The organism is Terrabacter sp. LjRoot27, from assembly GCF_964254175.1.
Taxonomy (GTDB): domain Bacteria; phylum Actinomycetota; class Actinomycetes; order Actinomycetales; family Dermatophilaceae; genus Terrabacter.
Map to the genome: position 1 here is coordinate 873,730 of NZ_CAXUSS020000001.1, position 13,199 is coordinate 886,928.

At 72.2% G+C, this 13,199-nt stretch carries 13 protein-coding genes; 8 read left to right on the forward strand and 5 right to left on the reverse strand.

Annotated features, from left to right (window positions below):
- Positions 1-75: 75 nt before the first annotated feature.
- The 3 genes from ACSQ2D_RS04045 to mshD all read right to left on the reverse strand — a co-directional run bounded on the left by ACSQ2D_RS04045 (position 76) and on the right by mshD (position 4,476).
- On the reverse strand, positions 76-1,023 hold the full coding sequence (locus ACSQ2D_RS04045) for an NUDIX hydrolase (RefSeq protein ID WP_435984737.1): 948 nt from the start codon (positions 1,021-1,023) through the stop codon (positions 76-78).
- A 94-nt stretch (positions 1,024-1,117) separates the two neighbouring features.
- Positions 1,118-3,454: an RNA degradosome polyphosphate kinase gene (locus tag ACSQ2D_RS04050; protein ID WP_435984738.1), complete on the reverse strand. Its 2,337-nt coding sequence runs from the start codon at positions 3,452-3,454 to the stop codon at positions 1,118-1,120.
- Between the two features lie 44 nt (positions 3,455-3,498).
- The gene (gene mshD / locus ACSQ2D_RS04055; RefSeq protein ID WP_435984739.1) at positions 3,499-4,476 is read right to left on the reverse strand and encodes a mycothiol synthase; all 978 of its coding nucleotides are present in this window, start codon (positions 4,474-4,476) and stop codon (positions 3,499-3,501) included.
- Positions 4,477-4,742: 266 nt separating this feature from the next.
- On the opposite strand from mshD, the gene ACSQ2D_RS04060 reads away from it, so the two are divergent.
- Positions 4,743-6,530: a bifunctional metallophosphatase/5'-nucleotidase gene (locus ACSQ2D_RS04060; protein ID WP_435984740.1), complete on the forward strand. Its 1,788-nt coding sequence runs from the start codon at positions 4,743-4,745 to the stop codon at positions 6,528-6,530.
- A gap of 72 nt (positions 6,531-6,602) precedes the next feature.
- On the opposite strand, the gene ACSQ2D_RS04065 is transcribed toward ACSQ2D_RS04060, so the two are convergent.
- Positions 6,603-7,298 (reverse strand): response regulator transcription factor, encoded by a 696-nt coding sequence (locus ACSQ2D_RS04065; RefSeq protein ID WP_056752208.1) that lies wholly within the window; start codon positions 7,296-7,298, stop codon positions 6,603-6,605.
- Between the two features lie 66 nt (positions 7,299-7,364).
- Here ACSQ2D_RS04065 and ACSQ2D_RS04070 point away from each other — a divergent pair, with 66 nt between their 5' ends.
- Positions 7,365-7,655, forward strand: a complete 291-nt coding sequence (locus ACSQ2D_RS04070) for a MoaD/ThiS family protein (protein WP_435984741.1) — start codon at positions 7,365-7,367, stop codon at positions 7,653-7,655.
- Between the two features lie 6 nt (positions 7,656-7,661).
- Positions 7,662-8,492, forward strand: a complete 831-nt coding sequence (locus ACSQ2D_RS04075; RefSeq protein WP_435984742.1) for a hypothetical protein — start codon at positions 7,662-7,664, stop codon at positions 8,490-8,492.
- Between the two features lie 107 nt (positions 8,493-8,599).
- Here the strand turns inward: ACSQ2D_RS04075 and ACSQ2D_RS04080 are convergent, their stop codons facing one another.
- Positions 8,600-8,971, reverse strand: coding sequence for a DsrE family protein (locus ACSQ2D_RS04080; protein WP_435984743.1), 372 nt, complete (start codon positions 8,969-8,971; stop codon positions 8,600-8,602).
- Positions 8,972-8,994: 23 nt separating this feature from the next.
- Here ACSQ2D_RS04080 and ACSQ2D_RS04085 point away from each other — a divergent pair, with 23 nt between their 5' ends.
- From ACSQ2D_RS04085 to ACSQ2D_RS04105, 5 genes are all read left to right on the forward strand, one after another.
- On the forward strand, positions 8,995-9,492 hold the full coding sequence (locus tag ACSQ2D_RS04085; protein ID WP_030199640.1) for an FABP family protein: 498 nt from the start codon (positions 8,995-8,997) through the stop codon (positions 9,490-9,492).
- Between the two features lie 28 nt (positions 9,493-9,520).
- Positions 9,521-10,564 carry a CAF17-like 4Fe-4S cluster assembly/insertion protein YgfZ gene (ygfZ, locus tag ACSQ2D_RS04090; RefSeq protein WP_435984744.1) on the forward strand — a complete coding sequence of 348 codons (1,044 nt, stop codon included), beginning with the start codon at positions 9,521-9,523 and terminating at the stop codon, positions 10,562-10,564.
- A 35-nt stretch (positions 10,565-10,599) separates the two neighbouring features.
- Positions 10,600-11,454 (forward strand): 3-keto-5-aminohexanoate cleavage protein, encoded by an 855-nt coding sequence (locus ACSQ2D_RS04095; RefSeq protein WP_435984745.1) that lies wholly within the window; start codon positions 10,600-10,602, stop codon positions 11,452-11,454.
- A 136-nt stretch (positions 11,455-11,590) separates the two neighbouring features.
- Positions 11,591-12,091, forward strand: coding sequence for a helix-turn-helix domain-containing protein (locus tag ACSQ2D_RS04100; protein WP_435984746.1), 501 nt, complete (start codon positions 11,591-11,593; stop codon positions 12,089-12,091).
- Position 12,092: 1 nt separating this feature from the next.
- Positions 12,093-13,130: a hypothetical protein gene (locus tag ACSQ2D_RS04105; protein ID WP_435984747.1), complete on the forward strand. Its 1,038-nt coding sequence runs from the start codon at positions 12,093-12,095 to the stop codon at positions 13,128-13,130.
- The last annotated feature ends 69 nt before the right edge of the window (positions 13,131-13,199 follow it).

Sequence of the window (13,199 nt, forward strand, 5' to 3'; positions counted from 1 at the left end):
ACCGACCGACGATGGAGGATTCGGCAGCCCCCCACGAGGGCCGCCGAGGCGCTCGGGCGAAGGCGCGGCAGCGCCTCAGGTGTCGATGCGCTCGACGTCGACGACGCGCGCGTCCTCGCCCCGGCCGACGAGGTGGCAGACGAGCACCTCGCCCTTGTGCATGGACTCGTCCGCCGCTGCGTGCAGCAGCTCCGCGACGCCCACGCGCTCCGGCGAGTGCGCGACCCGGGTGTGGAGCAGGCCGAGCAGCGTGGGGAGCACGGGCCCGTGGCTGCAGAGGGCGGCCGGGTCGCCGCGCTCGAGCAGCCGCTGCACCTGGGTCACGGCCCCGGTGTGGCTCTGCGCGAAGCCCTCCTCCGACAGCACGTCACGGGTGCGCAGGCGCAGCCCGCGCCCGGCGGCATACGGCTCGACGGTCGAGACGCAGCGGGCCGAGGAGGAGGAGACGACGCGCGTGACACCGTAGGCGCCGAGCACGGCGGCGACGGTGGCCGCCTGGGCCCGCCCCACGGCATCGAGCGGACGGCGCCGGTCGTCGCCCTCCCACTTGCCCCGCGGCGTGGCCTTGGCGTGCCGCACGAACGCGAGCGGCCACGTGCGCAGCTCGTCGGCCCGCTCGGCGCGCACGAGGGCGAGCAGCTGCTCGCGGTCGCGGGCGTAGTGGAGGCGGTCGTGCGCGGTGCGGACGTCTACCCACGCGACCTCGTCGATCTCGTGCTCGAGCACGCCGGTGCCGCCCGTCACGCGCGCCGACCAGTAGTGCACCTGCTTCGTGGCCGGACCGCCCGTGGAGTCGAGCACGGGGTACTCGGCCGGCGGCAGGGGCACCCCGAGGCGCACGACGAGGCCGGTCTCCTCGAGGGTCTCGCGAGCAGCGGCGACGCAGGGGTGCTCACCGGGGTCGAGCTTGCCCTTGGCCCAGGACCAGTCGTCGTACTTCGGCCGGTGCACGAGGGCGACCTCGAGACGTCCGTCGCGACGCCGCCAGGGCAGCGTGCCGGCGGCGGGGATCACTGAGGCCACGCGCGCCAGTCTGCCCGATGCGGCGCCGTGGGGCGCCCCGACCGGCCCAACCCGCCCGTGTGCCGGTCGGCGGGGTCCGCCTCGGGGTCGCGGGTCAGCGGCGGCGGGCCTTGCGGCGGCGCTTGTCGTGGCGCTCGATGAGCCTCTCCTGCAGGTCGTCGAGGGGCTCTCCCGACTCGGACAGGTGGTGGCGCACCCAGCGGCCGTCGGAGCCGAGGTCCCAGCGCGACGTCGTCTCGGCGAACGCGAGGTCGATGAGGTCGGCGAGCTCGACGATGTGACCGGGCTCGATGATGCGCACCAGTGCCTCGACCCGGCGGTCGAGGTTGCGGTGCATCATGTCGGCGCTGCCGATGTAGACCTGCGGGTCTCCGCCGTGGTCGAACCAGAAGACGCGCGAGTGCTCGAGGAAGCGGCCGAGGATCGAGCGGACCCGGATGTTCTCGGACAGGCCCTCGACGCCGGGTCGGAGTGCGCAGATGCCGCGCACCCAGATGTCGACGCGGACGCCGGCGATGCTCGCGCGGTAGAGCGCGTCGATGAGCGCCTCGTCGACGATCGAGTTGGCCTTGATGACGATCCGGCCGCTCGGCGCGCCGTCGCGGCGCGACTCGTGCAGGTCGATCTCCTCGTCGACGAGGTCGATGAGGCCGGAGCGCACCGACCTCGGGGCCACGAGGAGGCGCTTGAACTTGCTCCGGGGAGCGAAGCCGGACAGGAGGTTGAAGAGGCGCGAGAGGTCCTCCCCGACCTGCGGGTCGGTGGTGAAGAGGCCGAAGTCCTCGTAGACGCGAGCCGTCTTCGGGTTGTAGTTGCCGGTGCCGATGTGGCAGTAGCGCACGAGCCCCTCGGACTCCTGGCGCACGACGAGGCACAGCTTGGCGTGGGTCTTGAGGCCGACGACGCCGTAGACGACGTGGACACCGGCCTGCTCGAGCTGGCGGGCCCACGAGATGTTGTTGACCTCGTCGAAGCGGGCCTTGATCTCGACGACGGCGAGGACCTGCTTGCCGGCCTCGGCCGCGTCGATGAGGGCGTCGATGATCGGTGAGTCACCCGAGGTGCGGTAGAGCGTCTGCTTGATCGCGAGGACCTTCGGGTCGTTCGCGGCCTGCTCGATGAAGGCCTGGACCGACGTCGAGAACGAGTTGTACGGGTGCTGGACGAGCACGTCCTTCTGGCGCACGGCCGTGAGCAGGTCGATGGCCTTCGCGCTCTCGGTCGGCGCGAAGTCCGGGTGGGTGCGTGGGAAGAACTTCGGGAACTCGAGGTCGCTGCGGTCGACGTCGGCGATGGTGAACAGGCCGCGCAGGTCGAGCGGGGTCGGCAGGCGGTAGATCTCGCGGTCGCTGATCTGCAGCTCACGGGCGAGCATGTCGAGGACCTTGGGGTCGATGTCGTCCTCGACCTCGAGCCGGATGGGCGGGCCGAACCGGCGGCGCGTCAGCTCCTTCTCGAGCGCGGTGAGGAGGTTCTCGGCGTCGTCCTCCTCGACCTCGAGGTCCTCGTTGCGGGTGACGCGGAAGCTGAAGTGTTCCTGCACGAGCATCCCGGGGAAGAGCTGGTCGAGGTGGCTCGCGATGACGTCCTCGAGCGGCACGAAGCGCTTGCGCACCACGTCCGCGTCGAGGTCCTCCTCGACGAGGATGAAGCGCGGGAGGCTCGGCGGCACCTTGACGCGGGCGAAGTGCTCGCTGCCCGTCTTGGGGTTCTGGAGCAGGACGGCGAGGTTGAGCGACAGGCCGGAGATGTAGGGGAACGGGTGCGCCGGGTCGACGGCCAGCGGGGTGAGCACGGGGAAGACCCGCTCGGCGAAGAAGTAGTGGAGGGGCTCGCGGTCGTCCTCGTCGAGGTCGTCCCAGCGCACGATGGTGATGCCCTGCTCCTCGAGGGAGGGGCGCACGTCGTGCTGGAAGACCCCGGCGTGCTGCTGCATCAGCTCGTGCGCGAGCCGGGCGATGCGCTCGATGAGCTCGCGCGGCTCGAGGCCGGCGGCGGTGCGCACGGCGAGCCCGGTGGCGATGCGTCGCTTGAGACCGGCGACCCGCACCATGAAGTACTCGTCGAGGTTGTTGGCGAAGATCGCGAGGAAGCGGGTGCGCTCGAGGAGGGGCACGGCGGGGTCCATGGCGAGCTGGAGGACCCGCTCGTTGAACTGCAGCCAGGACAGCTCGCGCTCGAGGTAGCGGTCGGCCGGCAGGTCGTCCCCGTCGTCGCCCTGCGCGCCGGCGCCGACGAACCGTCCGTTGGGGGCCCGGGCCGGGATGCGCCGGTTGGGCACGGTGCTCGTGAACGAGCTGACCTCGGCCGCCTCGGTCGCGGCCTCGGCGCCGGTCTCGTCCGGGGTCGCGTCGCGGGCGTCCGCCGATGCAGCGACCGAGGCGGCGTCCTGCTCGTCGAGGTCGGTGGAGGTGAGGCTGCCGGTGCTCATGCGCCCATCGTGGCACCGAAAGGCGACGTGGGGGTGAACTCGTCTCAGCCGAGGGCAGGCGAGGAGACCCCGTCCGCGCCGTCCGCGCCGTCCGTGTTGTCCGGCTCGTCCGCCCGCGCGAACTGCCGGTGCACCTCGACGTCCTCGAAGCCGAGGGCGGCGTAGGTGCGCACGGCCGCGACGTTGTCCTCGTCGACGTAGAGCACGACGCGGGCCAGGCCGAGCGAGCGCAGGTGGTCCAGGCCCAGCACCGTGACCGCCCGCCCGAGGCCCTGGCCCTGGCGGTCGGGTGAGACGGCCACGACGTAGACCTCGCCGACGTCACCGTCCGGCGGGTCGACCTTGGTCCAGTGCGAGGCGGCGAGCACGTCGGGCTCGGCGGCCTCGACGACGAGGACGAGCCCGGCCGGGTCCCACCACGGCTCGGCCATCCGCTGGTCGAGGTCGGCCCGGCGCAGCGAGCCCTGCTCCGGGTGGTGCGCGAACGCGGCGGCGTTGAGGGCCAGCCACGCGTCCTCGTCGCGTCCGGGCTCGAAAGAGCGGACGGCATACCTCGGGTCGAGCGACGCGGGAGGCCACGCGGGCCCGTCGCGGAGCGAGCGACCCATGACGTGGAGCGAGCGCACCGGCACGAGCCCGGTGGCGCGCGCGAACGCCGTGGCGGCGTCGGCCGCCGCCCCGGTCGCGTGGCTCCACAGCCGTATGCCGTCCGGCAGGGCCGCGAGCAGTGCCGTGCCCACGCCGGACCGGCGGGCGTCGGGCGCGACGACGAGCTCGCCGGACGGCGGTCCGTCGCCCGAGCGCGACTGGGCGTAGCCGACGAGCGACCCGTCGGCACCGACGGCGAGGAGGTGGTCGACCCCGTCGTGCTCGCGGGCCCGCACGGACAGCCGGAACTGCTCCGACAGCGGCTGCGACCCGTCGGCCGCGGCGGCCTCCGCGGCCAGAGCAAGGACGGCGGCGGACTCGTCCGGTGTGAGCGGGTTCGTCGTGTCGCGCAGGGCGACGGTGGGGCGCGGCATACGGCGATTCCACCACAGCGACCCGGCGGGGACTCCCGCCCGTCGCCCGCGACGGCTAGGGTCCGATCAGGGCTCGGGGGCCCTGCACGCAGCTCACGGCACCGGTTCTGCACTCGAGTCGGCACTCGGGTCGGCACCGGGGCACCTGCCCGTGCCAGCAGTTCACAACATCGTCACGCAGCAAGCCCCTCCCGGCGCCCCCCGGGCACTAGCCTCCCGTGGGTGCCGATGGGCACGCGATCCACACCGCTGATCAAGGGGAAGACATGTCCCGTACCACCCGCCGCACCATGGGCGTCGCCGTCGCAGGGATCTGCGCCGCGGCCCTCGCGGCACCGGCCCTCGCCGCACCCACCGCGGGGCCCGACACGAGCAAGGCCCCGGGCAAGACGCAGTTCCCGATCCAGATCCTGTCGTTCAACGACTTCCACGGGAACCTCGAGCCCCCGTCGGGCTCGAGCGCACGCATCCTCACGAGCGCCGGCAATGTCGACGCCGGTGGCGTCGAGTACCTCGCGACGCACCTCAAGCAGGCGCGCGTGGGCCACGCCAACACCGTCACGGTGGCGGCGGGCGACATGGTCGGCGCCTCGCCGTTGCTGTCGGCAGCCTTCCACGACGAGCCGACCGTCGAGGCGCTCAACGACCTCGGCCTCGAGGCCACGGCCGTGGGCAACCACGAGTTCGACGAGGGCTACAAGGAGCTGCAGCGCCTCCAGAGCGGCGGGTGCCTCGACGACGGTGCCGGCGCCAACAACCAGAACTCCTGCCCCGCGGGCACGTTCACCGGTGCGAAGTTCCAGTACCTCGCGGCCAACGTCATCGAGAAGGCCAGCGGCAAGACGATCCTGCCGCCGTACTGGGTCAAGAAGTTCAACGGCGCCAAGATCGGCTTCATCGGCATGACCCTCAAGGACACGCCGAGCATCGTCACGGCCGCCGGCGTCGCCGGCCTCGAGTTCACCGACGAGGTCGAGACCGCCAACGCGCTCGTGCCCGTCCTCAAGGAGCAGGGCGTCAACGCCATCGTCGTCCTCGTCCACCAGGGCGGCACCCCGCCGGCCAGCACGGCGTACGACTACACCTGCAAGGGTGGCGGCACGCTGTCGGCCGACTCGCCGATCATCCCGATCGTCAAGAACCTCGACCCGGCCATCGACATGGTCATCTCGGGCCACACCCACCAGCCCTACGTGTGTGCCATCCCCGACTCGGCCGGTGTCCCGCGCCTCGTCACCTCCGCCTCCTCGTTCGGTCGCCTCTACAACGACACCGAGGTCACCTACGACCGTCGCACGTCCGACATCGTGCGCCCGACGGAGGCCGACTCGGTCAACAACATCGTCACGCGCTCCGTTGCCCCGGACGCCGCCGCGACGGCACTCATCACGAAGTACAAGGAGCTCGTCAAGGCGATCGCGAGCAAGATCATCGGCACGATCTCGGCCGACATCGTCAGGGCGCAGAACGCCGCGGGCGAGTCCCCGCTCGGTGACCTCATCGCCGACGCACAGCTCGCCGACCCGTCGGTCATCACCGGCGGTCAGACGCCGGTCGTCGCCTTCATGAACCCCGGCGGCATCCGGACCGACCTCGCCTACGCCAACTCCAAGTACGGCGAGGCACCGGGCGCCGTCACCTACGAGGAGGCGTTCAACGTCCAGCCGTTCAACAACTACCTCGTGTCGATGAACCTCACCGGCCAGCAGATCTACGACGTGCTCAACCAGCAGCGCACGGGCAAGAACGCCGGTTCGGCCGCCAAGATGCTGCAGGTGAACAAGGGACTGACCTACACCTGGAGCACGGCGACGCAGATGGTCGTCGACGGGACCGTGGCGGTCAACGGCACGCCGGTCGACAAGGCCGCGTCGTACCGCATCGTCACGAACAACTTCCTGTCCGACGGTGGCGACAACTTCCCGGCCTTCCAGGGCGGCACCGGCAAGTACTTCGGCGGTCTCGACATCGACGCCTTCGCCAACTACCTCGCCAAGCCGGAGAACGCGAACTACTCCCCGGCCCCCGCCACGCGCATCACCGTGGTGCCCTGACGAGGCGAACGTTCGACGCGTGGCCCGGACCCCTCGTGGGTCCGGGCCACGCCCCTGTCCGGGACGCGTGCGTCAGGCGTCGGCGGGCTGGGCCTCGGCGCGGTCGGGCACGAGGCGGTAGCCGACGTTGCGGACCGTCCCGATGAGGGCCTCGTGGTCGGGCCCGAGCTTGGCGCGGAGGCGCCGCACGTGCACGTCGACCGTGCGGGTGCCGCCGTAGTAGTCGTAGCCCCAGACCTCCTGGAGCAGCTGGGCGCGGGTGAAGACGCGTCCCGGGTGCTGCGCGAGGTACTTGATGAGCTCGAACTCCTTGTACGTCAGGTCGAGCGGGCTGCCGCGGAACTTCGCGGAGTAGGACGCCTCGTCGATGACGAGCTCGCCCGAGGTGATCGGGAGGTCGAGGTCGGCGTCGTCGTCCTGACCCTTCGTCATGGCGAGGCGCAGGCGGGCGTCGACCTCGGCGGGTCCGGCGGAGTCGAGCAGCACGTCGTCGAGACCCCACTCCGCGGTGAGACCAGCGAGGCCGCCCTCGGTGAGGACGGCCAGCAGGGGGGTGCCGATCCCCGTCGTGCGCAGCACCCGGCAGAGGGAGCGTGCGCTCGCCAGCTCCCGTCGCGCATCGATGATGACGACGTCGCAGTCGGGGGAGTCGACGAGGGCGGTGGCCTCGGCGGGCAGGATGCGCACCGTGTGGCTCAGCAGCCCGAGGGCAGGCAGCACCTCGGCGCTGGGGGCCAGCGCGTTGGTGAGCAGCAGCAGTCGGGCCATCTCATGCAGGATAGGCGAGACTGGTCACGTGCGGACCGGACCGCACCAACGATGAGACGGAGTGAGATGGCCTCGAGTGGACCCGAGTCGCGCACGGCCCCGACGGCCGGGCCGGCCCTCGCGACCGTCACGATGCGCTACTGGGCGGCGGCGCGGGCGGCGGCCGGCGTCGACAGCGAGACGCGGACCGGCGCGACGGTGGGTGAGGTCGTCGACGCGGCCGTCGCCGCCCACCCCGACCTCGCCCGGGTGGCGCGGGTCGCGAGCTTCCTGCTCGACGGGCGCAAGGTCGGCCGTGACGTCCGGGTGAGCGACGGCGGCACCGTCGAGGTGCTGCCGCCCTTCGCCGGCGGGTGATGCACAATGGCCCCCGTGCCTGAGGACAACGCGGCCCTCCGCGAGCCCGGTCCCGACGCCTCGGCGGGCGCCGGGTCGCTCCACGTCCCGCTGTCGCCCGCGGGTGCCGACCGCATCCGCTGGTTCAGCATCGCCGCGACGCTCCTGTCCGCGGTGGCCCTCCTCGTCGCCCAGGGCACGGGGTATGCCGCCACCCTCGGTGTGACCCTCGCGCTCGCTCTCGCGGTGGCCTGGGGCTGGCCGCTCCTCACCGGGTCGTGGACGCCGATGGCGACGACCGTCGTGCTCGCCGTCTCCTCCGTGGCGATCGTGCTCAGCGCACTGCGCCAGGACCTGCTGTGGGTGCCTGCCGCGGTCGCCTTCGGGATCCTGCTCGCCTTCTTCGGTCAGCTCGTCCGGCGCACCGGCCGCGAGGGGCTCGTCCTCACGCTCCTGTCGTCGTTCGGCGGCCTCGTCGTCGTCGCGTCCGGCACGACGGCCGTCGTCGCCGCCAACAGCGACCGGGGGCAGGCGGTCGCGGTCGTCGCCATGGCGGCCGTCGGGGCGGCCGTCGTCACCGACCTGCTCGTCGGGGTCCGGGGCGCGACGCCCTTCCTCGGGTTCGTGGCCCTCGCGGCCGCCGTGCTGGCCGCCGTCGTCGGCGCCTCGCTCCGCGGCGAGGTCGGCACGCTCGAGGCGCTCGGGATCGGTGCCGCCGTCGGCACGGTGTCCTGGTCGTTCCGCCGGGTCCTCGCGCTGCAGCCGGCGATGCTGTCGGTCCGCGGCCAGATCGGTGCCGGGGCCGGGTCGGTGCTCGTCGTCGGCGCCGTCGTGCACCTCTTCTCCGTCCTCACCTGACCTTCCCGCCCACCCTCCACCGTCGAGAGGCCACGTTCTGCCGGTCCTCACCCGTCGAGTGGCCAGAGCCTGTCGCCTCTCACCGTCGAGAGGCCACGTTCTGTGGGTCAGTAGACGAGGGCCTGGGCGCCCGGCGCCATGACCTCCTCGACGAAGACCGCGGCCCCCTTGATCACCGCTCCGTCGACGAGCTGGTCCTCGGTCAGCTCGCGGCGGGCCGCGCACTGCGTGCAGACGGTGAGCCGGCCACCCGCGAGCACCGCGTCGCGCAGGTCGCCGAGCGGGGCGGCATACGGCAGCTCGAGCTCCTCGGCACGCCCGGGGACCGCCATCCACGTCGACTCACCCGTGAGCCAGAGCGACACGTCGACGCCGCTCGCGACGGCCGTCGCGGCGACGGTGAAGGCCTGTGAGAGGCGCTCGGGAGCCTCGGTGCCGGCGGTGACCTTGACGACGAGCGAGCGTACGGGGGTGTCCATGGGATCAGGCTACGATCGGGCGCATGTTCAACCTCGACCAGGACATCCCGGAGCCGCTGCGACCCCTCGCGTGGCTCATCGGACGCTGGGAGGGCGCGGGCGTCGTCGGCTACCCGACGATCGAGTCCGCGCACTTCGGTCAGGAGGTCGAGGTGACGCACGACGGGCGCGGCTTCCTCAAGTGGGAGAGCCGTGCCTGGATCCTCGACTCCGAGAACGGCGCCAAGGTGCGCCCGGCAGCCGTCGAGTCCGGCTTCTGGCGCCCGCTCGAGAACGGCGAGGTCGAGCTGCTCCTCGCGCATCCCACCGGAATCCTCGAGCTCTACTACGGCAAGATCGAGCCCGCCAAGATCCAGCTCAAGACCGACGGCGTCCTCCGCGCGCCCGGGGCGAAGGAGTACAACGCCGCCACGCGGATGTACGGCCTCGTCGAGTCGAACCTGCTGTGGGTCATGGACATGGCCGCCGTGGGCCAGGAGCTCCAGAGCCACGTGTCCGCCACCCTCAAGCGCGTGGAATGAGGTGGACGCCGCGAGCGTTCCACCGGGCATGAGCGACCTGGAGCTGCCGACCCGACCGACGACGAGGAGCCCCCTGTTGTCGCGACCGGGTGCCGTGGCGGGCGAGGGCCTCGAAGCCGGTGTCGCCCTGCACCACGGCGATCCCATGCGCGAGCAGCGCCTCCTCGAGGAGGGTCTCGCGGTCGTCGACCTCTCGCACCGCGACGTCGTCACCGTCAGCGGTCAGGATCGGGTCAGCTGGCTCCACTCGCTGACCACCCAGCACCTCCTCGGACTCGAGCCGCGCCAGTCGCGCGAGGCACTCATCCTCAGTCCCAAGGGCCACGTCGAGCACTCGCTCCACATCGTCGACGACGGCTCGACGACGTGGATCACGACCGAGCCCGGCGCCGGTCCGGCCCTCGTCGAGTGGCTCGACAAGATGCGCTTCATGCTGCGCGTCGAGGTCGCCCTCGTCACCGACGACTGGGCCGTCCTCGGTGAGCCGCACGCCAGCGAGTCCGTCGACGGCGAGCCCCTCGCCTGGCGCGACCCGTGGCCCGACCTCGTCGGCGACACGACGGCATACGGCCCGGTCGACGACCACCCCGGCACCGAGCGCGCCTGGCGCGAGGTGCTCGTCCCGCGCGCCGATCTCGTTGCGGCCGTAGGGGATCGGCCGCTCGCTGGCCTCTGGGCCGCCGAGGCTCTCCGCATCGCTGCCTGGCGTCCGCGTCTCGGCCTCGAGACCGACCACCGCACGATCGTCCACGAGCTCGACTGGCTGCGCACCGCGGTGCACCTGCAGAAGGGCTGCTACCGCGGCCAGGAGACCGTGGCGCGCGTGCACAACCTCGGCCGTCCGCCGCGCCGCCTCGTCTTCCTCCACCTCGACGGCTCGGGCCACGTCCTGCCGGCGCAGGGGAGCGAGGTCCGGGCGGGTGACCGCGTCATCGGCCGCGTCACCTCCGTGGGGCGCCACCACGTCGACGGGCCCATCGCGCTCGCCGTCATCAAGCGCAACACCGACCCGACCCTCGAGCTCCTCGTCGACGACCTCTCGGCCGCGCAGACGACGATCGTCGCCCCCTGACCGACGCCCCAGCCGGCGCTGGCAGGATGTGCGGCATGAGCACCGCACGCACCGCCGCGAGCACCCTGATCACCGTCGCGCCCACCGGCGCCGAGACCGCGAAGGCGGACGTCGCCGCCTTGCCCACGACGCCGGAGGAGCTCGTCGAGACCGCCGTCGCCTGCGAGCGCGCGGGTGCGGCGCTCATCCACATCCACGTTCGCGACCGTGAGCACCAGCCGACGCTCGAGCCGGCCTTCCTCAAGGAGGCCGTCGACGGCGTCCGCGAGGCCACCGACCTCATCGTCCAGCTCTCGACCGGCGGCTCCATCACCGACCCGCTCGAGAAGCGCCTCACCGTCCTCGACGCCGACCCCGACTCGTGCTCCCTGACGTGCGGCACGACGAACTTCGGCGACGGCGTCTTCCTCAATCCCTGGGGCTTCATGGTCGACCTCTACCGCCAGGCCCAGGAGCGCGAGATCGTGCCGGAGTTCGAGCTCTTCGAGCTCGGCCACGTGCACGCGCTGCGCCGGCTCATCGACGAGTGCGGCCTGCCCTACGGCGGCAAGGTCCACGTCGACTTCGTCACCGGGGTGCCGGGGTCGATGCCGGGCACCCCGCAGGCGCTGCTCGCCGGCGTCGCGATGCTCCCGCCCGAGGTGACGAGCTGGTCGGCCACCGGCATCGGTCGCGCGCACCTGCCGATCGTCGCTGCCGCCCTGTCGGCCGGCGGTCACCTGCGCGTCGGCATGGAGGACAACCTCATGTATGCCAAGGGTCGCCCGGTCGCGCACAACAGCGAGCTCGTGGCCCGGGCCGCCGAGATCGCCACGGTCATGCAGCGCCCTCCGATGACGACCGCCGAGGCCCGCGAGGCCCTGTCGGTCAAGGACCGCCGCACCCGCTGACGCCGCACCGCGCGGGCATGTGCCCACTCGACCGGACAGGTCGGGTGGGCGCTTTCGTGCGTCCCCAGACCGGTGTGGGCGGTCTCACGCTGCCCAGAGTTTGCATTCTGCTTGCTGTAGTTAGCACAATGGAGGCATGAGCAAGCTTCCGCTTCCCGACCTCGGGGCCTACTTGCGCGAGCAGCGCGAGAGCGCCCAGCTGTCGCTGCGGCAGCTCGCCGAGATGGCCGGAGTCTCCAACCCCTACCTGTCGCAGATCGAGCGCGGGCTCAAGCGCCCGAGCGCCGAGATCCTGCAGCAGATCGCCAAGGGGCTGCAGGTCTCCGCCGAGTCGCTCTACGTCCGGGCCGGCATCCTCGACGAGCGGGTCGCCGACGGCGACCCTGCCGCCGGGCCCGACGTCCTCTCCGCCATCGCCGCCGACCCGGTCCTCACCGACCGGCAGCGCGCGGTGCTCGTCGACATCTACGTGTCGTTCGTCGGCGACGACGAGACGACACCCGAGACCACACGGCGCCCACCCAGCCCACCCAGCCCACCCAGCCCACCGCGTACGCCGGCCGCAGCACCACGCCGGCGCCCGTCGCGCAGCACGACCGCTGCCGCGACCCCCGAGCTCAACGAGAAGGAGAACTGAGATGGCACTCAGCAAGAAGATCACCAAGGCCGTCAAGGACGCCCAGAAGCAGGCCGAGGCCGCCGTCGCCGACGTGCGGGGCCAGCTGGTCCAGGTCGAGGGCCGCATGCCCGAGGCCAAGGTCGACCCGACGCCGTTCTACGCCGTCGTCGGCGCCGCGAACATCGCGATCGACACGGTCCGCACCGCGGGCGAGCAGCTCGAGGTCGCGCGCAAGCAGGCCAAGTCCGTCGACCTGCGCAAGGGTGCCAAGAAGGAGGCCGACCAGATGCAGAAGGACCTGCAGAAGCGCATCGTCGACCTCCAGGGCCGCACCACCGAGCTCCAGAAGCTCGCGACGACGTATGCCGAGCGTTTCGTCACGCGGGCCCAGGACCTCCCGGCCCGCGTCCTCAACGAGGGTCTCGTCATCGCGAGCAACGCCAAGGACCAGTACGACGCGGCCGCCGCCCGCGGCGAGAAGGTCGTCACCGACCTCCGCGCCCAGGGTGAGCGCACGGCGTTCGACCTCGCCGAGCGCGGCACCGCCACGGTGACCCGTGGTCGCCGGGTCGCCGAGACCGCCGTGAGCGAGGGCGAGAAGGTCGCCAAGACCATCAAGGGCGCCGTCGTCAAGGACGCCTCGAAGGTCGGGTCGCAGGTCTCCGCCTCCGTCGACGCCGTCGAGTCGGCTGCCGCGCCGGTCCCGGCCAAGCGCACCGCCGCGCACCAGACGGCGATCCGCAGGTCGGCCGCCCAGAAGTCGGCCGCCACGCGCAAGGCCAACGAGGTCGAGGGCACGACGACCCGCAAGGTCGCCGCCCGCAGCTCGGCCACGACCGACGACCCGCAGGCCACGGTGGCCCGCAAGACCGCCCCGGCCAAGAAGGCGGCCAGGAAGACGGCCACCAAGGCCGCCGCCAAGACCGCGGCCGCGACCAAGACCGCGACGAAGACCGCCGCGAAGAAGGCCACGCCGGCCAAGAAGACGGCCAAGAAGACGGCCACGAAGGCCTCGGCCGCCACGAGCACGACGTCGACCACGGCTCCCAGCGCCTGACCGGTCGCGCCCTCGAGCCGGGTCCACCGGCGACACGGGCACGACAGGGCCGTCACCCCCCACCCGGGG

Bases quoted from the DNA above. Each gene is read 5' to 3' on its own strand.
- ACSQ2D_RS04050 (WP_435984738.1), bottom strand. From the start codon at position 3,454: ATGAGCACCGGCAGCCTCACCTCCACCGACCTCGACGAGCAGGACGCC.
- mshD (WP_435984739.1), bottom strand. From the start codon at position 4,476: ATGCCGCGCCCCACCGTCGCCCTGCGCGACACGACGAACCCGCTCACA.
- ACSQ2D_RS04060 (WP_435984740.1), top strand. From the start codon at position 4,743: ATGTCCCGTACCACCCGCCGCACCATGGGCGTCGCCGTCGCAGGGATC.
- ACSQ2D_RS04065 (WP_056752208.1), bottom strand. From the start codon at position 7,298: ATGGCCCGACTGCTGCTGCTCACCAACGCGCTGGCCCCCAGCGCCGAG.
- ACSQ2D_RS04070 (WP_435984741.1), top strand. From the start codon at position 7,365: ATGGCCTCGAGTGGACCCGAGTCGCGCACGGCCCCGACGGCCGGGCCG.
- ACSQ2D_RS04075 (WP_435984742.1), top strand. From the start codon at position 7,662: ATGGCCCCCGTGCCTGAGGACAACGCGGCCCTCCGCGAGCCCGGTCCC.
- ACSQ2D_RS04080 (WP_435984743.1), bottom strand. From the start codon at position 8,971: ATGGACACCCCCGTACGCTCGCTCGTCGTCAAGGTCACCGCCGGCACC.
- ACSQ2D_RS04085 (WP_030199640.1), top strand. From the start codon at position 8,995: ATGTTCAACCTCGACCAGGACATCCCGGAGCCGCTGCGACCCCTCGCG.
- ygfZ (WP_435984744.1), top strand. From the start codon at position 9,521: ATGAGCGACCTGGAGCTGCCGACCCGACCGACGACGAGGAGCCCCCTG.
- ACSQ2D_RS04095 (WP_435984745.1), top strand. From the start codon at position 10,600: ATGAGCACCGCACGCACCGCCGCGAGCACCCTGATCACCGTCGCGCCC.
- ACSQ2D_RS04100 (WP_435984746.1), top strand. From the start codon at position 11,591: ATGAGCAAGCTTCCGCTTCCCGACCTCGGGGCCTACTTGCGCGAGCAG.
- ACSQ2D_RS04105 (WP_435984747.1), top strand. From the start codon at position 12,093: ATGGCACTCAGCAAGAAGATCACCAAGGCCGTCAAGGACGCCCAGAAG.